The organism is Rhodococcus sp. IEGM 1307 (assembly GCF_030056915.1).
In the GTDB taxonomy this organism is placed as follows: domain Bacteria; phylum Actinomycetota; class Actinomycetes; order Mycobacteriales; family Mycobacteriaceae; genus Rhodococcus_F; species Rhodococcus_F opacus_D.
Genome location: NZ_JASHKW010000012.1, coordinates 265,857 through 284,405 on the forward strand (window position 1 = coordinate 265,857; position 18,549 = coordinate 284,405).

At 68.3% G+C, this 18,549-nt stretch carries 14 protein-coding genes; 10 read left to right on the top strand and 4 right to left on the bottom strand.

The window, feature by feature from the left end; all coding sequences use genetic code 11:
- Positions 1 to 24: 24 nt before the first annotated feature.
- Positions 25 to 273 carry a phosphopantetheine-binding protein gene (locus tag QM841_RS24190; protein ID WP_037205604.1) on the bottom strand — a complete coding sequence of 83 codons (249 nt, stop codon included), beginning with the start codon at positions 271 to 273 and terminating at the stop codon, positions 25 to 27.
- Between the two features lie 146 nt (positions 274 to 419).
- Between QM841_RS24190 and entS the strand changes: the two genes are divergently transcribed.
- A complete protein-coding gene (gene entS / locus QM841_RS24195; protein WP_283333913.1) occupies positions 420 to 1,685 on the top strand; it encodes an enterobactin transporter EntS in 1,266 nt (421 codons plus the stop codon).
- A 16-nt stretch (positions 1,686 to 1,701) separates the two neighbouring features.
- Here entS and QM841_RS24200 read toward each other — a convergent pair whose 3' ends face one another.
- The 3 genes from QM841_RS24200 to QM841_RS24210 all read right to left on the bottom strand — a co-directional run bounded on the left by QM841_RS24200 (position 1,702) and on the right by QM841_RS24210 (position 10,658).
- Positions 1,702 to 2,766 carry an iron-siderophore ABC transporter substrate-binding protein gene (locus tag QM841_RS24200; RefSeq protein WP_283333915.1) on the bottom strand — a complete coding sequence of 355 codons (1,065 nt, stop codon included), beginning with the start codon at positions 2,764 to 2,766 and terminating at the stop codon, positions 1,702 to 1,704.
- Entirely contained in the window at positions 2,763 to 9,839 is a 7,077-nt protein-coding gene (locus QM841_RS24205) for a non-ribosomal peptide synthetase (protein WP_283333917.1), read from the bottom strand. Before QM841_RS24205 ends, QM841_RS24200 begins: the two co-directional genes overlap by 4 nt.
- Before the next feature lie 171 nt (positions 9,840 to 10,010).
- Entirely contained in the window at positions 10,011 to 10,658 is a 648-nt protein-coding gene (locus tag QM841_RS24210) for an isochorismatase family protein (RefSeq protein WP_283333919.1), read from the bottom strand.
- Positions 10,659 to 10,881: 223 nt separating this feature from the next.
- Between QM841_RS24210 and QM841_RS24215 the strand changes: the two genes are divergently transcribed.
- The 9 genes from QM841_RS24215 (at position 10,882) to fahA (ending at position 18,481) form a co-directional block, all read left to right on the top strand.
- Positions 10,882 to 11,478: a DUF4178 domain-containing protein gene (locus QM841_RS24215; RefSeq protein ID WP_105423341.1), complete on the top strand. Its 597-nt coding sequence runs from the start codon at positions 10,882 to 10,884 to the stop codon at positions 11,476 to 11,478.
- A complete protein-coding gene (locus tag QM841_RS24220; protein ID WP_283333922.1) occupies positions 11,475 to 11,978 on the top strand; it encodes a DUF2617 family protein in 504 nt (167 codons plus the stop codon). Before QM841_RS24215 ends, QM841_RS24220 begins: the two co-directional genes overlap by 4 nt.
- Entirely contained in the window at positions 11,966 to 12,388 is a 423-nt protein-coding gene (locus QM841_RS24225) for a DUF4247 domain-containing protein (protein ID WP_283333924.1), read from the top strand. The genes QM841_RS24220 and QM841_RS24225 overlap by 13 nt, the downstream gene beginning before the upstream one ends.
- 28 nt (positions 12,389 to 12,416) lie before the next feature.
- On the top strand, positions 12,417 to 12,887 hold the full coding sequence (locus QM841_RS24230; protein ID WP_005251488.1) for a DUF350 domain-containing protein: 471 nt from the start codon (positions 12,417 to 12,419) through the stop codon (positions 12,885 to 12,887).
- A 4-nt stretch (positions 12,888 to 12,891) separates the two neighbouring features.
- Entirely contained in the window at positions 12,892 to 14,463 is a 1,572-nt protein-coding gene (locus QM841_RS24235) for a polyamine aminopropyltransferase (RefSeq protein ID WP_283333926.1), read from the top strand.
- 133 nt (positions 14,464 to 14,596) lie between these two features.
- The gene (locus tag QM841_RS24240; RefSeq protein ID WP_005261372.1) at positions 14,597 to 15,151 is read left to right on the top strand and encodes a MarR family winged helix-turn-helix transcriptional regulator; all 555 of its coding nucleotides are present in this window, start codon (positions 14,597 to 14,599) and stop codon (positions 15,149 to 15,151) included.
- A 98-nt stretch (positions 15,152 to 15,249) separates the two neighbouring features.
- Positions 15,250 to 16,449 carry a homogentisate 1,2-dioxygenase gene (locus QM841_RS24245; protein WP_283333928.1) on the top strand — a complete coding sequence of 400 codons (1,200 nt, stop codon included), beginning with the start codon at positions 15,250 to 15,252 and terminating at the stop codon, positions 16,447 to 16,449.
- Positions 16,446 to 17,303: a hypothetical protein gene (locus QM841_RS24250; RefSeq protein ID WP_283333948.1), complete on the top strand. Its 858-nt coding sequence runs from the start codon at positions 16,446 to 16,448 to the stop codon at positions 17,301 to 17,303. Before QM841_RS24245 ends, QM841_RS24250 begins: the two co-directional genes overlap by 4 nt.
- On the top strand, positions 17,300 to 18,481 hold the full coding sequence (gene fahA, locus QM841_RS24255) for a fumarylacetoacetase (protein WP_280780398.1): 1,182 nt from the start codon (positions 17,300 to 17,302) through the stop codon (positions 18,479 to 18,481). Before QM841_RS24250 ends, fahA begins: the two co-directional genes overlap by 4 nt.
- The last annotated feature ends 68 nt before the right edge of the window (positions 18,482 to 18,549 follow it).

Below are 18,549 nucleotides of genomic sequence, written 5' to 3' on the forward strand. Positions count from 1 at the left end.
ATCAAGAGTAGGTGGTGGGACCGCTCAGCGTGCTGCCGTCACCTCGAACCAGGCGTCGAGTGTCGGCTCGCCGACGAGGTCCACGAGATCCACCTGCACGCCGTCCGCCCGCCATCGTTCGACCAGCGCCATCACGCGCACGGAGTCCATTCCCTCGTCGAGGAGGTTCGCGGAATCGTCGATCTCGGCGACCGGGACGTCGAGCACGTCGGCTACGTCGGCGCGGATTCGGTCGCGGGTCGGAACTGTGCTGGGAGCGGAACTCACTATCATCCTCCGGTGCGTCGGTCGAACCACGGCCCGTTGAGCCGGTTCGACGACATGGGGTAGGTTGCTGGGTTAGTGAAGCCTAAGCATAGTTGCTCTCCGCGCGAACGGCGAAACGGAGAGCTGTTGCAACCGAATGTGAATGGATGACAATGGCTGGATTATCGCGATACGCAATCGACTTGACGCCTCTACGGACGAGTCGCGAGTTCCGATACATCTTCATTGCCCGCACGATCTCCATCTTCGGTCTGGGTCTGCTGCTGGTGGCGGTGCCGCTGCAGGTGTACGACATGACGAATTCCACACTGGCAGTGGGCGCGGCGAGCATCGTCGTGGGCTCCTCGGTGTTCATCGGCACCCTGTTCGGCGGCGTGATCGCCGACCGGTACGACCGCAGACCGGTCATCTCCCTCGCCCGTGCCGCAGCGGGCCTGGCCTTCGCGATCCTCGCGGTCAACGCGTTCCTCCCCACACCCCAGTTGTGGATCATCTACCTGTGTGGCGTGATCGAGGGCCTCGCCGGCGGCATCTCCGCGACCGCGCTGATGGCGGTGATCCCATCGCTGCTCCCCAAGGACAAGATGGCCGCCGCCGGTGCCCTGATGACCGTGATGGCCGACCTCGGCACGGTCGCGTCGCCGGCCATCGGCGGTGTGATCATCGCGGCGACATCCGTGGGCACCAACTACGTTCTGGCCGCGGTGTCCTCGGGAATCACCGCGTACTGCATCGCCAGGCTGCCCTCGCTGCCGCCGCCGGTCAAGAACACCGAGAGTCCGTTGCGGTCGATCGCCAGCGGCTTCACCTATGCCGCCAAGGACTCCGTGGTCGGCGGGACGCTGCTGGTCGGGTTCTGCGCGATGATGCTGACCGGCTGGAACGTGCTGCTGCCCGCCTACGCGAGCCAGGTTCTCCATGCCGGACCGGCGGCCACCGGACTGCTCTACAGCGCCCCCGCCGTCGGCGCCCTCACCGGATCACTCACGAGTGGCTGGACGGGAACTGCTCGTCGCGGTGGCCTGATCGTGTTCCTCGCGGCCGTGATCGCGTCGGCCGGGCTGATCGGCGCCGGCGCGTTCCCGATGATCGCGGTCACGTTCCTCGGGCTCGCCGCACACGGATTCGGCCGCGTCCTCGGTGACATCCTCCGGTACGCGGTCATCCAGACCGAGACGCCCGAGGAATACCGCGGACGCGTCGCCGGTGTGTGGGGCGCCCAGATCTCCACGGGCTCGGCTGCCGGAGCGCTCGTCGCCGGCGCCGTCGGCGCCGCGGTGGGTCCGCGTGAGGCGTTCCTCCTCTACGGGTCGGGCGGCATCGTGGTGCTTGCGGTTCTCGCACTGACCTTGAAGGGGTTGCGCACGTACAGCAGTGCCGCTGCCGAGGAGGACGACCTCTCGGCAGCGGCACAGTGACGCGTTCAGGTGGGAACTAGCTGGCCTGAGCGTTGTTCGCGGCCTGCGACAGCTGCGGGAGCAGCTTGTCCAGCAGCCACGGCATGCTGAGCACGTTCGGCGAGCTCGACGCGAACACCAGCGGCGGATCGGTCAGACCCACGTAGGCGCTGTCGCGCACGGCCTTCATCCCGGCGAACAGCGGGTTCGACTGGACCTCGTTCTGCAGCTCGGGCGACAGGTACCACGCGAGCAGCACGTCCGGGTTGTACGTCGGCAGCAGTTCCAGGCTGACGGGAGCCGCGAACTTGGTCTGGTCACTGCTCTCGCGCAACTGCTGGGCGAGCGGGTCGACCGTGAAACCGAGGCTGGCCAGCATCTTCAGACGAGGATCGGTGTCGAAGTAGAAGTTGTACGATCCCGGCTCGGTGCCGCTCCCGAATGCCACCGTCTTCCCGGCGAACTCGGGGTGCTGCGACTTCGCCTGCGCGAGGGTGTCCTGAGTCCGGGTCACCAGTGTCTCGGCCTGTGCCGACCGGCCGAGGGCCTTGCCGACGGTAGTGATCTGGTCTTCCCAGCTGGTGGCCCAGCGACGCTCCGGGTACGCCACGGTGGGGGCGATGGCCGACAGCTTGTCGTACTGCTCCTGGTTCACGCCCGAGTGCACGGCCAGGATCACGTCGGGGGCGAGTGCCGCGATCTGCTCGTACGGCATCTCCTTGCTCGACGCCGTCAGCAACGTGGGTTCCGCGTTCGGGTCGAGCTCTTCGAGCTTCGCCCGCGACCACGGCAGCAGGCCGTCGTCGGTTCCCGTGTCCGACTTCATGTTCTGCACGGCGACGGGCACGACGCCGAGCGACAGTGCCGCGTCCTCGCTGCCCCAGCCGATCGTGACGACGCGTTCCGGTGCCTCCGTGATCTCGGCGGTACCGAGCGCCGACGGAATCGACACGGGGAAGGCCGACGCGTCGGCCTGTCCGGTGGCGGATCCCGCCGCGTCGGTCGAGTCGGAATTCGACTCGCTGCAGGCACCCGCGAACAGCGCGGTTGCCGCCATCATCACGATTCCGGCTCTACGCCAATATCTTCCGGACGTTTTCATCGATCTCCCTGTTCTGTGTTGGTGGGGTTCATGTGCGAGCCGAACGAGGCGAGGGCCTCGTTCACGACGGAGCCGACTTCGCCGATCCAGCGGGGCTGGGTCATGTCCTTGTGCTCGCAGTCGAGGTCGTGGTTGACGATGGTGCCGGTCAGGTAGGGCCGCCACAAGTCGTACGTCGCCGCGGTCGCAGGGTTCCTGGCCGCAGTGAAGAAGAGCATGTCGGAGTCCACGACGATCTGTGAGGGTTCGGATTCGAGGCGCACGGCGTTCGCGAAGTTGTCGATCATCGCGGCCGGTGTGTGCTCGTTGATCCCGGCCAGCGCGCTGCCCTCGCCGCGCAGGATGTCGATCACCTGCTGCCGGTCGAGTCCGTCCTCCAGGAGCGGTTCCGGGTCGTAGCCGACCATGTAGAGCAGCGCGGCGAGCGCGTCCTGCTCCGTCGGCATCGAGGCCCACGCGTCCGACGGGAAGGAGTCGAGCATGACGAGCATGCCGAGTTCCTCACCCTGGTTCTGCAGTGCACCGGCGATGGCGTGCGCGACGACGCCGCCCAGCGACCATCCGAGGAGGTGGTAGGGGCCCTTCGGCTGCACGGTACGCATGTGCTCGATGTATTCGGCGGCCATGTCCTCGAGCGTTTCCGGCGGCCGCTTGGACGTCGACAGGTTGGAGGCCTGCACGCCGTACAGCGGGTAGTCGTCGTCGATGTGCCGCAACAGGCCCGAGTAACCCCAGCTGATTCCGCCGGCGGGGTGGAAGCAGAACACCGGTGGCTTGGACCCCTCGGTGCGGAACGGCAGGAGGACGGCCAGCGCGTCGGCGTCATGATCGTCGTCGAGACGGCCCGCCAGCTGGGCCACGGTCGGCGCCGCGAACAGCGAGGCCACCGTCGCGGTCACGGACAGCCGCTTCGAGATCGCACTCATCAATCCGGCCGCCATCAGCGAGTGGCCGCCGAGGTCGAAGAAGCTGTCGTCGATGCCGACCCGCTCGATACCGAGAGCCTCGGCGAACAACTGGCACAGCACCTCTTCGCGCGCCGTGCGCGGACCCCGCTCGGACACCTGCAGTGACAGGTGCGGAACGGGAAGCGACGACTGGTCGAGCTTGCCGTTGGGGAGGGTGGGGAACTCGTCGACGGCGATGAACGCGGCCGGGATCATGTAGTCCGGCAGCCTGCTGGCGGCGCGGCGGTGCAACTGGTCGGGGTCGATCCGGCCGCCCGGCACCGACGTCGCGTACGCGACGAGCCGCTGATCGCCCGGGCGGTCCTCGCGGACCACGACGACGATGTGCTCGACGTCCGGGTCACCGGACAGCACTGCCTCGATCTCGTTGAGTTCGATGCGGAATCCGCGCACCTTGACCTGCGAGTCGGCGCGGCCGGTGAAGTAGATCTGACCGTCCCTGCCCCACCACACCACATCCGACGTCCGGTACATGCGCCTGCCCGGCTCTGCGAACGGGTCGGCGATGAAACGTTCCGCCGTCTTGGGGCTCTGATTGCGGTATCCCCGGGTGACGCTGTCGCCCGCGAGATACAGCTCGCCGGACACGCCCGGAGGCACCGGCCGCAGCGCGTGGTCCAGGACGTACGCGCGCTTGCCGGGATCGACGACGCCGATGGGGACCGGACCTTCATGTCCCGGTTCGACGAGGGCCAGGGTGGCGTTGACCGTGCACTCGGTGGGTCCGTACGCGTTGAACAACCGGCGTCCGGGTGCGTACCGCTCGATCAGCTGGGGTGTGAGCTTCTCGGCGCCGAGCATCAGGTCGACGCCGTCCGGGATGGGATGCTCCGGCGGGAACGCGGCGGCGAAAGACGGTGGTACGCCGACGAAGTTCACGTCGTGTTCGTTGATGACGCGGGCGAGCGGCTCACCGGGGATGCGGTCGGCGTCCGTCGCGACCACCAGCGTTCCGCCCGAGAGCACACCCCACATGATCTGCCAGAACGCGAGGTCGAAGCTGATGGACGAGAAGTGGAGCGCCCGAGTGGTGTGGTCCATGCCGATCACGTCCGACTGCAGCGACAGCAGATCCGCGATGCCCAGGTGGGGGACGACGACGCCCTTCGGCACCCCCGTCGATCCGGACGTGTAGATGAGATACGCGGCGTCGTCGAGTTGCAGTGGTCTGCTCCGCTCGGCGTCCGTGGGGGCGGTGACCGGCTGGGTGTCGATCAGGGCCTGCAGGTCCGGATCGTCCAGGTCGAGAATGGGCACGTCGGTGCCCAGCGGGGTGCGGTCGGGCACACCGACGGAGGACGTGAGGATCGCGACCGGTGCGCCGTCGGCGAGCATGTGCGCGATCCGGTCGGCCGGGTACGTGGGGTCGACGGGAAGGTACGCGGCACCGCTCTTCAGCACGGCGAGAACACTGATGATCAGCTCGGCGGAGCGGTCGAGTGCGAGCGCGACCACGTCACCGGGGCCCGCGCCACGCGAGATCAGCAGGTGGGCAATCCGGTTCGCCCGTTCGTCGAGCTGCCGGTACGTGAGGGAGACCGCGGGCCGCACGCTCGCACCGACGGCGAGGGCCTCGGCGTCGGGTGTCTGCGCCACCTGCGCCGAGAAGTACTCGTCGAACGTGCGGGCCGGGACGGAGTGCTCCGCGTGGGACCATTCGCCGAGCACCCGGCCCCGCTCCCGCGGGGTCAGGATGTCGAGCCGGGCGATCCGCTGCTCGTGGTTGTCGACGAGCCGCTCGATCACCACGGCGAGGCGGTCCGCGAAGGATTCGACGGTCGCGGCATCGAAGAGTTCGGTGGAGTACTCGAACGTCACGTCGACCCCGCCGCTGTCCGGACGTTCCTGGAAGCGCAGCGCCAGATCGAATTTCGCGGACGTCGCGTCGAGCATCCGCACCGAGGCGGTGGTCCCGGCGAATCGCTCCGCCGCACCGTCCTGCTTCCAGTGCGACAGCATGACCTGGAACAGGGGATGGCGGGCCGACGACCGTGGGGGATTGACGAGTTCCACGATCCGGTTGAACGGCACGTCGGCGTGGTCGACGGCGTCGAGGTCGACGGCCCTGACCCGGTCCAGCAGTTCGTCGAACGTCGGGTCGCCCGACACGTCGGTCCGCAGGACCACCGTGTTGATGAAGCAGCCCACCATGTCGTCGAGGTCGGGGTGACTGCGACCGGCGACGGGCACGCCGAGGGCGATGTCCTCGCCGGCGCCCAGCCTTTCGAGCAGCACGGCCACGGCGGCGTGGACGATCATGAAGAAGCTCGCGCGGCGCTCGGCGGCGAGCGACTCGACGGCCGCGTGCAGCGACGGCGACAACGTGCGGTGGACGCTCGCGCCGCGGTTGGTGGGCAGGGCGGGTCGGGGGCGGTCGGTGCGCCAGCCCAGTTCGAGCGGCAGACCGGCGAGTTGCTCACGCCAGTAGTCGAGTTGGCCGGTCAGCAGCGGGGTCGCGTCGTCGCCGGCGCCTATGCGTTCGCGTTGCCACACGGCGACGTCCGGGAACTGCAACGGCAGCGGCGTGAACTCCGGTGCCCGTCCGGCGCGGCGGGCGTTGTACGCGAAGGCGAGATCGCCCAGCAGTTTCGACTGCGACCACTCGTCGCCGATGATGTGGTGCATCAACAGGACCAGTGTGTGCTGCGGTTCGTACAGCACCGCGCGCAGCGGCGGCTGGTCGGTGAGCCCGAGACCCACCGTCGTCATCGCCGCGATATGTCCCTCGATGTTGCCGACGTTGTCGACTCGTTCGAGCCGGACCTTCGCATCTCCGGCGGGAAGCACGACCTGGTGGGGCACCGAGTCGACGAGGGGGAACACCGTCCGCAACGACTGATGCCGGGTCACGACGTCCGCGAGCGCCGCGGAGAGGGCGTCGGGTTCGAGGCCTTCCCCGAAATCGACGGCCAGTGCCAGCAGGTACGTTCCACCGCCGGCGGCGCTGTCGAGGAACCACAGGCGTTCCTGCGCGGGTGACAACGGCACCGGCGTGCCCTCGGGGAGGTCCCGCGGGGACGGCCTGCTCGCCGGTACCTGCTCGCCGGCGTCCTCCAGTTGCGCGGCCACAGCGGCCACGGTGGGATTCTCGAAGACCGTGGCAACCCGCAGTGGCACACCCAGTTCCGCGGTGATTGCGGACACGAGAGCGGCGGCGAGGAGGGAGTTCCCGCCGAGTGCGAAGAAGTCGTCGTGGACACCGACCTGCTCGGCGCCGAGCACCGAGGTGAACAGGGGGAGGATCCGGGCTTCGGTGTCGGTCCGCGGTGTGTCGCCGGCCTGTCCGAGCCAACGGGGGGCGGGCAGCGCGTCCTTGTCGACCTTGCCGTTGTGGGTCAACGGCAAGCGGTCGAGCATCACCAGTGCGGACGGCGTCATGTACCCGGGGAGGGAGCGGACCAGGTGCGCCCGCACCTGCTCCTCGACGGCGTCGTGCTCGCCGCCCGGCCGGGGAACGACGTATCCGACGATGCGCTGGTCGCCGCCGGCCTGCTCGTGCACCGTGGCCACCGCCGCCTGCACGTCGGGCACCGCGGTCATCGCGGCGCCGATCTCGCCGAGTTCGACACGATAACCGCGCAATTGGATCTGGTCGTCGATCCGGCCGTGGTAGTGGAGCGCGCCGGTCGCGTCGTACCGTGCGAGGTCGCCGGTGCGGTACATCCGCGTCCCGCCGGGCGCGAACGGGTCGGCGACGAACCGTCCCGACGTCAGGCCGGGACGCCCGACGTAGCCCGGGGACAGTCCGGGACCGGACACGTAGATCTCGCCGGTCACGCCGGGCGGCACCGGACGCAGCCCCGGCCCGAGGACGTACGTGCGGAGGTCGCCGAGCGGAACCCCGATGTCCACCACGTCGGCGGCGGTGACCTTCGTGGCGGTGACGTGCACGGTGGTCTCGGTGATCCCGTACATGTTGACCAGTTCGGTTCCCGCATCCGGACCGGTCGCGGCGAACCAGGCGCGCAGGACGGCGGGGTCGAGAGCCTCACCGCCGAACACGACGTACCGCAGTCGCAGCCGGTCGAACGAGTCCGCGCGGACGAGGGCGTCGACGAGATGCCCGAACGCGGACGGCGTCTGGTTCAGCACCGTGACACCCTCGTCGACGAGGAGCGCGGCGAGGTCGGCCGGTGACGTGAGGGTGGCCTCGTCGACTGTGACGAGGCGGCCGCCGTGCAGCAGTGCACCCCAGATCTCCCAGACGGAGAAGTCGAACGCGTACGAGTGCAGCAGGGGCCAGCAGTCGTCCTCCGTGAACGTGAACCATTCGCGGGACACGTCGAACAGCCGCAGCACGTTACGGTGCGGAATCGGAACGCCCTTGGGGACGCCGGTGGATCCGGACGTGTAGATGATGTACGCGATGTCGTCCGCCTGCACGGCGTTCTCGAGTTCGCCGGACTCGGACTGTGCCGAGTCCTCCTCGACTCGCGGGAGGTCGCCGAGCAGGTCGGCGGATCCGATTCCCAGCGACGGCTGCGCGTCCCGCAGGATGAACCGCGCGCGTTCGGCCGGGGAGGACGGATCGATCGGCAGGTAGGTCGCGCCGCTGCGGAGAATCGCGAGGACGGCGACGATCAGATCGGTGCCGCGGGGGAGGCTGACGGCCACGACCGTGCCGCGGCCGGCGCCGGCCGTCCTCAGTTGCCGGGCCAGGGCGGCGCTGCGACTCGAGAGTTCCCGGTACGACAGATCGTTCACCGCGACGCGGTCCGGGTGGGTGCGCGCCTGGGCGAGGAAGGCGGAGACGATGCTGTCCGGAAGCGCCGCTGCCGTGCCGGTGGTCCGGTCGAGGCCGGCCGCCGACCGCCACAGGTCCAGTTCGTCCGGAGCGCAGACGTCGACCACGGAGACGGGTTCTGCTGCCACGGAGATGGTTCGGAGGTAGTGCGCGAATCGGTGTGCGTGGTCCCGGATCTCGTCGTCCGTGTAGACCTCGGGATTTCCGGCCCATTCGAGGGTGAGCTCGTCCCCGGCGCCCGAGACGGAGATGACCACGTCCTCCACCGGACCGGCGGCGAGCTGATGCACCGTGCCGACGGTGGGACCGAAAGCGATTCTGGCGGCGAACGGTTTGACGTTCACCACCGCTCCGCCGGTGGCGCGGCTGCCTGCGTCCCGGACGCGCTGGAACGGACGCGTCTCGGACAGTGCGGCGGCCACTCTGCCGATCACGTCGGCGAACGTCGGTCGTGCGTCGAGCGGAATGCGGAGCGGCACAATGTTCGTGGCCGTCACTGGCGACGTCAGCTCGATCCCGTTGCGGGCGAGCACCGGCACCCGGAGCGTCACCTCCTCCGCTCCCGTGTGGGCGCCGAGGTAGGCGGCCGCGGCCGCATAGACCGCTTCCGCCCACGTGGTCGCCTGCGCGGTGGCCGCCTCGCGCAGGCTTCCCGCGACGTCGGGGTCGATCGGGATCGTGTACCGATGGGGATCGGGGACGGGCCTGCGCACGGTGTCGCTGAATCCGACCGGACGCGAGGCCGACTGCGGCGCGCTGTCCGGGGCCGCGGCATCGAATTCCTGTGCCGCCTGGACGTGCGCCCGCAGCGGCGGGAATTTGGCCGGCCGGGGTTCGGTGCCCGCGAGCCGGGCCGCGTACAGCGCCGCGACGCGGCGGGTGAGCAGCGAATATCCGTAGGCGTCGAGCAATGCGTGCGGGGCGCGGAGGTACCAGAGCACACCGGAGTCGGTCGTGATCAGTGCCGTCCGCACGAGGGGAGCGGAGTCGAGGTCGAGCGGTCGGCGCACGTCCTCGCGCATCCACTCGAGGGCAGCGGCCCGGTCGCGTTGGAGACGTTCGAGTTCGGGGGCGTTGCGACGGTCGTGCACCTGGACGACGTCGGCCGAATCGGCACCGGGTTCGGCGTCGAAGCGGACCGAGAGCACCTCGGCCTCCTCGATCACCGTGCGTACCGCCGCGGCGACAGCGTCGATGTCGACGGGGGCGGCGACCTCCACGTACTCGGCCGTGGTGAATGCCGATCGGGTCGGGTCGAGATGGTGCCCGGCCCACAGCTCGCGCTGGGCGGCGGTCAAGCAGACGTCGGCCGTGTCCTCCCCGGTCTGCGGGGTGGACGGCGACGATATCGAAAGGGACATCTAACAGGCACTCCTGATGCTTTCGGCTTTCGGGCGTGGGGATTCCGGGCTTTCAGCTACTCAGCGTGTCAGGTTAGCCTAACCACATTGATTGTGGTCATCCGACTGCCGAGCACACCCGGCGCAGCTTCGGAACGAAGCGCTGCGCCGGAGTGTGGGCTTCGGGTCGACTCAGCCGACTTCGAGCGGGGAGAACGCGGAGACCAGCGCATCCGTGGTGGTCACCGAACCGCAGCGCTTCGCCGCATAGGTGAGCGCCATGAGGTGCTCGTCACGGCTGAAATCCGCGGTCGCGTCGGAGACCAGGAACGGCTGCACGTCCGACATGAACGCCTCGGCGGCACTCAGCATGCAGCCCATATGCGCGTAGACGCCCGTCACGATCAGCTGGTCGCGGCCGTGGTGGCCGAGCAACTGCCGGAGGTCGGTGCGCTGGAAGGCCGAGTACCGCCATTTGGTCACCTGGATGTCGCCCTCGCGGGGGGCGAGCGGCTCGACCACCTCGGTGTCCCGGCCCGACGTCAATCCGGGGCCCCAGAAGTCGGCGAGGATGCCGCGACGCGACGGGTGCTGGTCGCCCGGCTGCATCGTGTAGATCACGGGAATTCCGGCTTCCGAGCACAGTTCGCGGATCCGGACCATGTTCGCCATCGCAGTAGACATCGGCTCCGCACGCACGTCGTACGCGTCGATGAAGTAGTTCTGCATGTCGTGGACCAGCAGTGCGGAACGCCGGGGGTCGAGGCGCCAGGACACCTTCGATTCGGGGACCTCGTGGATCTCCGGGATCGTGTAGGTCGAAATGGGCGGGATGGCCATATAGTTCCTCACTGTCGGTCTTGTCGACGTCTGGGCGTATGCCGCGCGAATCGCGGTGAACGACAGCGCTCCGCTCCACCGCTCGCGCGTTCGGTTAGGCTAGCCTTTGCTACCAGGCTCTGCAATCGCCAGGTGTGTGGGTGCGCGGCGCACAGTAAGGTGACTGAGCGGTGGGGGCCGGGCACTGGCCTCCCGTGCCGAAGCCGCTGACCAGGAGAGACTGTTGACCACGCTGCTGTTACTGCTGCTGATCGTCGTCGTGATCGTGGGCATCGTGCTGATCCTGCGAAATCGGGCCGGGAAGAAGTCCACCCCTGCTGCCCGGGTCGATCCGCTGGCCGATTACCCGGAGGTCTACGACCCGTACAAGATCGGAGTCGGCGACATCATCACGTACGCCGGAATCGATCACGTCGTGCGCGGCACCATCACCCTCGACGAAGAGGGATACATCTGGCACGAACACCTCCTCGACGGGTCCACCGGTCAGCGATGGCTGACCGTCGAGAACGACGAGGGCAACCTCGACATGACGCTGTGGATGCGCCGCGAGGGGACGGGGCTCGAACCGAACGGTGACGTGATCCTCGACGACAGGGTGCACCGGCAGATCGAGCGCGGCACCGCCTCGTTCACCGCGGAAGGCACCACCGGAACCGCACCCCAGGGCATCGTCGACTACGCCGACTACGAGACGGCCGACAAGACCGGCCTGCTGTCCTTCGAGCGCTGGGCGCGGACGCAGTCGTGGGAGGTCTCCACGGGCCGCGCCGTCACGCGGGGTGAACTCACCGTGATCCACTCCGGTCCGCCGCAGTGACACTGCACGTCCTCGACATCGAGTCGCGTGATGTGACGGCAGAGGCACTCGGTCTCGTCGTTAATGCCGAAACACCGCTTCCGCTGGCCGAACTCACCATCACGCACGGTGACGACCGAGTGACGCTCGCAGTTCTCGGGGCGTCGCACGCGGTGACGGCGTCCGCGGCGGGCAGCCGAATCACCGAACAGGTCTCGTGCGACGCGGTCCAGGCAGGCGGCAGGCCGCTGCCCGTATCCGACAGCGCGAGCGGGTACCGGTTCGACTCGACCACCGACACCGTCGACCGCACCCACCTCGAGCAGACCGCCGACTGGCTGCGGCGCCAGGCCACCGAGGTGGACGGGTGGATCTGCGGGGCGTTCCCCGGCGACCACACCGCACTGACGGCGCTCACTGCGGCGAAAGATTCGGGCGGATGGGCCTGGCGGACCTGGCATCTGTACCCAGGAGACAAGGGCGGGGTGATCGTGAAGACTCGAAGCAGGTGGCAGCCGTGAGCCGGTTCAGTGCGCGCGTGCGACTCGCCCCGATGCTGCTCCTGGTGTTGGCCGCGACCGCGTGCGGCGGCGGCGTCCGCGACTACATCGCCGACACCTACGCCCTGCAGAACACCGCGGGCGACGCGAAGACGTACACGTCGAACGACCCCGTGGGGACGACCGTGTCGAACATCGTCGCCGAAGAGGACCCGGCGGCGCGGAAGGCCGACGGCGGCAGCGAATACCTGCGCTACGACGACGACATCGTCACGGTCAGCGCCGGGCCGGGTGGCGGCAGCCTCGTCCGCGTCGAAGACATCGACGGCCGGTACCGGAGCGGCGGGTTCGCCTATCTGGGGCCCGGTTTCAACCCCGGTTCACCGGCAGGCGGCGCCAGCGGCAGCGGCGGATCCGGAAGCGCGAAATGACAGAGAACACTCGACTGGGGAGAAGCGCGTGAACACCACCTACACGGCGGCAGCAACGGAAATCGGCAGCGTCGACGTCGGACTGCTCGCCGTCGGCATGCTCGGCACCCTGGCGTACTTCGTCATCGGCATCGCCGTCCTCGGAGTCGGCTTCGCGGTCCTCGACCTGGCAACCCCCGGCAATCTCCGGCACCAGGTGTACGTCGACAAGAACCCCAACGCGGCAATCCTGCTGGCGTCGAACCATCTCGCCCTCGCCGTCGTCGTGGTCACGGCGATACTCACCAGCTCCGACGGATTCGCGCAGGGACTCGCCGACTCCGCGGTCTACGGCCTCTTCGGTGTGCTGCTGCAGGTCATCGCACTGCGTCTGATGAACCTGCTGTTACCGGGGCAACTCGTCGGTCTGGTCGGGAACCCGCAGATGTGCGGTGCCGCATGGGCGGTCGGTGCGAGCCTCTTCGCCATCGGCCTCGTGAACGCCGCCGCACTCACCTGATCTCGTGACGACCACCGCGGCAGAGCCGAATATCTCCACCACCCGCGCGCTCGGCGGGCGGGCCAGGGCGTTCCTGCTCGCCGCGGTGGCAGCCTGTGCGGCGTGCGGGCTGATCTACGAACTGGCACTGCTGACACTGTCGGTCAGTCTGACCGGCGGCGGGATCACCCAGACGTCGCTGATCGTTGCGGGTTTCGTGGCCGCACTCGGAATGGGGGCCCTCGCCGCCAAGCCGCTGCTCTCCACCGCGGCCGCGTCGTTCGTGGTCGTCGAGATCGTCCTCGGCCTCGTCGGCGGGTTCAGCGCGGTGACGCTGTACGTGACGTTCACGTTCTTCGGTTCCAGCGCAATCGTTCTGGTGCTCGCCACCGCACTGATCGGTGTGCTGGTGGGCGCCGAGGTGCCGCTGCTGATGACGCTGCTGCAGTCGGGCCGCAGCGACACCGACGCCGAGAGCACCGGAAAAGTGCTGGCGAACCTCAACGCCGCCGACTACGCAGGCGCCCTGGTCGGTGGCCTGCTCTGGCCGTTCGTCCTGCTGCCGATCGCCGGGATGATCCGCGGCGCCGCCATCACCGGCATCATCAACCTCGTTGCCGCCGCGGTGGTGGCGCTGATCCTGCTGCGGTGGCAGCTGAGCCTGCGCACCCGGTTGCTCGCCGTCGTGGCAATGCTCGTCGCCGCCGCATGCATCGCGGTGCTGCTGGTGCGCGCCGACGGCATCGAGACCACGTCGCGGCAACGGCTCTACACCGACCCGGTGGTCGCCGCGGAAAGGTCGCAGTACCAGGAGATCGTGGTCACCGAGCGCGGGGGAGACGTGCGCCTCTTCCTCGACGGCGACCTCCAGTTCTCCAGCATCGACGAACATCGGTACACCGAATCGCTGGTGTACCCCGCGATGGCCGACGACCCGAAACGGGTGCTGATCCTCGGCGGGGGCGACGGCCTCGCCGCCCGGGAGGTCCTGCGACTGCCCGGGGTCGAGGAGATCGTGCAGGTGGAACTCGACCCTGCGGTCGTCGAACTCGCGAACACCCGGCTGTCCGGGCTGAATCAGGGAGCACTGCAGGACCCGCGCGTGCACGTCGTCCTCGACGACGCGTTCCGGTGGCTACGCCACGCACCCGATTCGGGTTTCGACGCCGTCATCGTGGACCTCCCTGACCCGGACACCCCGGCGCTCGGCCGCCTGTATTCCACCGAGTTCTACGGTCTCGCCGCCGCCGCCCTGAATCCCGGCGGACTGATGGTGGTGCAGTCGGGAAGCCCCTATTCGACGCCGGACGCGTACTGGCGCACCACGTCGACGGTCGCGTCCGCGGGTCTGGCCGTCACGCCGTACCACGTGCTGGTGCCGAGTTTCGGGGACTGGGGTTACGTCCTCGCCCGGCGGGGACCCGAACCGCCGGCCCTGCGCCTACCCCGCGACGTCCCCGAACTGCGCTTCCTCGACGAACCGACCCTCGCCGCGTCCGCGATCTTCCCGCGCGACCGTCCCCGCCGCGAACTCGAGCCCTCCACCCTCGACCGCCCGCGCATCGTCGACGACATGCGGAAGGGCTACGAGCGCTGACGCGCCCGTGAGTACTTATTAACCGCCGGGCGTTAATAAGTACTCACAGGCCGAAGGCATATAGTTCATAGATATACTAAAAGCGGAGGTGGCGGGCACTGGGCCCGCCACCAGCTCGCGATAGGGTTCCCCCATGACCGATGACGCAGCGCCGGTGCCCGTCGAGGTACCGGACGGCCTCGACTTCTGGTCGTTCATCGAACTGGCGAACCGGCGCCTGAGCACGGAATACGGCTCGACGCACGAACTGGCCACCCAAGTCCTCCTGACGTTGAACCGCGCGTCGAACGTGGTGACGTACGACCTGGAGTCGTCGATTCACCGCCCGCGCGGCCTGTCATGGTCGGCGTTCCGGCTGATGTTCGTGACATGGCTGGCCGGGCCCGTCGAGTCGAAGACGGCGGCCAAGCTCACCGGTATGAGCAGGGCGGCCGTCTCGAATCTGACGAAGACGCTGGTCGGTGGTGGTCTGATGGAGCGGACCCCGGACGAGCGGGACGGCCGGTCCGTCCAGTTGTCGCTCACCGAGAAGGGCCGGAGCGAGATCGGTGAGATCTATCGTGAGCAGAATGAGCGGGAACATGCCTGGGCGAGTGTTCTCACCGAGCCGGAGCAGCGCATTCTCGTCATGCTGCTGGACAAGCTGATCACCAATCGCAGCCAGTTCGACGTCCGCGGGCGTAACTGACCCTGCTGTGCCTCCCGGAAAATCTGTGCTTGCCATCACGCCCGCAATTTAGTTAATGTGTTTACTACTACGGACACGCACTTCTAGGGAGGCCGGTCATGGCGTTCTATCGGCACGTGGGCAACATCCCGCCCAAGCGGCACACCCAGCACCGTGACGACAACGGTCAGCTCTACTTCGAGGAATTGATGGGAGAAGAGGGCTTCTCCTCCGACTCCTCACTGCTCTACCATCGCCACATCCCGTCGGCGATCGTCGATGCCACCGTGTGGGACCTGCCCGACCAGAGCACGACTCCCAATCACCCGCTCAAGCCGCGCCACCTCAAGTTGCACGACCTGTTCCCGGACACGGTCTGGGCCGACACCGACGTGGTCACCGGACGCCGGTTGATCCTCGGCAACGCGGACGTCCGCATCTCCTACGTGGTCGCCGCCAAGGAGTCGCCGCTGTACCGCAACGCGATCGGCGACGAGATGGTCTACGTCGAATCCGGTGCCGCCACCGTCGAAACCGTGTTCGGCGCGCTCGAGGCGAAGCAGGGCGACTACGTTCTCATTCCGATGTCGACCACCCACCGCTGGATCCCGCAGGGACCGGAACCGTTGCGTGCCTACGCGATGGAGGCCAACAGTCACATCGTCCCGCCGAAGCGTTACCTGTCCCGGTTCGGTCAGCTGCTCGAGAACGCGCCCTACTGCGAGCGCGACCTGCACGGGCCGTCCGACACGCTGCAGGTCGAGGGCACCGACGTGGAGGTGCTCGTCAAGCATCGGACGTCGCACGGGATCGTCGGCACGCGAATGGTGTACCCGCACCATCCCTTCGACGTCGTGGGCTGGGACGGGTGCCTCTACCCCTACACGTTCAACATCTCCGACTACGAGCCCATCACCGGGCGCGTGCACCAGCCGCCGCCGGCGCACCAGGCGTTCGAGGGCAACAACTTCGTCATCTGCAATTTTGTGCCCCGCAAGGTCGACTACCACCCGCTGTCGATTCCGGTGCCGTACTACCACTCGAACGTCGACTCCGACGAGATCATGTTCTACGTCGGCGGAGACTACGAGGCGCGCAAGGGTTCCGGCATCGGCCAGGGCTCGATCTCGATTCATCCCGGCGGCCATGCGCACGGTCCGCAGCCCGGCGCGTACGAACGCAGCATCGGGGCCGAGTTCTTCGACGAACTCGCCGTCATGGTCGACACGTTCCGCCCGCTCGAACTCGGCGAGGGTGCCGTGGCGTGCGAGGACTCGGGCTACGCGTGGACGTGGGCAGGGCGGGGGCCGACGCCGTGATCTCCGCCCTCTTCGCCGGTCTCTGCGACGACGCAGCCCTCTTCCCGCCCGGAAACGCACCCCTGCCCGACGCCCTGCCCGCGCACGCCGGACATTTGTCGGCGCCGTACGCGGATCTGGTCGGTCCCTTCGTCTTTTCGGTCGCCCGGCTGGGCGAATTGACCCCCGGTGCGCTCGAACTGAGCCTGACGCTGCCCGGCGGTCCGGCCACGCTCGAACCCGCACTCGACCGCCTCGCGCAGATCGACGGTGCCACCGCGGTGGCACTCGAGATCGCGGTGCCCGCAGACCAGACGGCCGCGGAGTTCTTCGCTGCGATGGACGCCGTCGAGGCGCTGACCGCCGGGCTCGACGTGTTCGTGGAGGTGCCGCGTGGCGAGCGCCGGCCCGACTTCCTCGCCGCACTGACCGGCGGCCCGTTCGCGGCGAAGTTCCGCACGGGTGGCGTGGTCGCCGAGGCCTACCCGGACGAGACCGAACTCGCCGCTGCGCTGCACACCGTCATCGCGTCGGGAATCCCGTTCAAGGCCACCGCCGGACTGCACCACGCCGTCCGCAACACCGATCCGCACACGGGATTCGAACAGCACGGTTTCCTCAACGTGCTGCTCGCCACCCGGCACGCACTCGGCGGCGCCGGCGTCCACGAGGTGGCCGCCACCCTCGCCGGACGTGACGGCACACCGCTCGCCCGCGAGCTGCGCGACCTCCCGGCCGACGTCGTCGGCGCCGTTCGCACCGCCTTCCGATCCTTCGGCACGTGCAGCATCCTCGAACCCCTCGAGGATCTCGTCGCACTGCACCTCGTGCCGTCTTCCGTCCTCGCCTCCGCAGATCAAGGAGCCCACGCATGACCGTCCTCGACATCCCCGCAGATTCCCTCTTCGGAATCGAGAACCTGCCGTACGGCGTGTTCTCGACCGCCGACTCGACCCCACGGGTCGGAGTGCGGGTGGGAGATTCCGTCGTGGATCTCGCCGCCGCACTGGGTGACGACGTCTTCGCACAGCCCACCCTCAACGCCTTCATGGCGCAGGGCCGGGCCCGCTGGACCGAGGTCCGCAGGCAGATCACCGAACTCGTGCAGGGCGACGTCGCCGACACCGCGGTGTTCGCCGTCGAGGACGTGACGATGCACCTGCCGGTTGCCGTCGCCGACTACGTCGACTTCTACGCCTCCGAGTACCACGCCACGAATCTCGGGCGACTGTTCCGCCCCGACTCCGAGCCGCTGATGCCCAACTGGAAGCACCTGCCGGTTGGATACCACGGGCGGTCGAGCACCGTCATCGTGTCCGGCACGGACGTCATCAGGCCCTGCGGGCAGCGCAAGACCCCGGCTCAGGACGCCCCCGACTTCGGGCCGTCCCGCCGCCTCGACATCGAGGCCGAGATGGGCTTCCTCGTCGGTGTCCCGACGAAGCTGGGGGAGACGATCACCCCGGATCAGTTCGCGGAGTATGTGTTCGGGGCGGTCGTCGTGAACGACTGGTCCGCCCGCGACATCCAGGCCTGGGAGTACGTGCCGCTCGGCCCGTTCCTCGGGAAGAGCTTCGCGACGTCGATTTCCCCGTGGGTGGTTCCGCTCGACGCGCTCGAGGCGGCCCGCATCGACACCCCGACGCAGGATCCGCAGCCGCTGCCGTACCTGCGCGGCGAGGAGAAGTGGGGCCTGGACATCGACCTGGCCGTCGAATGGAACGGACACGTCGTGTCGCGTCCGCCGTATGCGCAGATGTACTGGTCGCCGGCGCAGATGCTCGCACACACCACGATCAACGGCGCCGCCGCCAGCACGGGCGACCTGTTTGCGTCGGGCACCATCTCCGGACCCGAGAAGGATCAGCGTGGTGCGTTCATCGAACTGACCTGGGGTGGACAGGAACCTGTCGTCGTCGGGGACGAGAAGCGCACGTTCCTCGAGGACGGGGACGAGATCGCCATCTCCGCCACCGCACCGGGCCCGAACGGCACCCGCATCGGCTTCGGTGAGGTGCGGGCCCGCATTGCTCCGCCTGTGAGTACTTGTTAACCGCGGGCGATTGTGTCTGAGTTCAGGACATGCAGGACAGTTGATGTCTCAGGACATCGAGGACACTG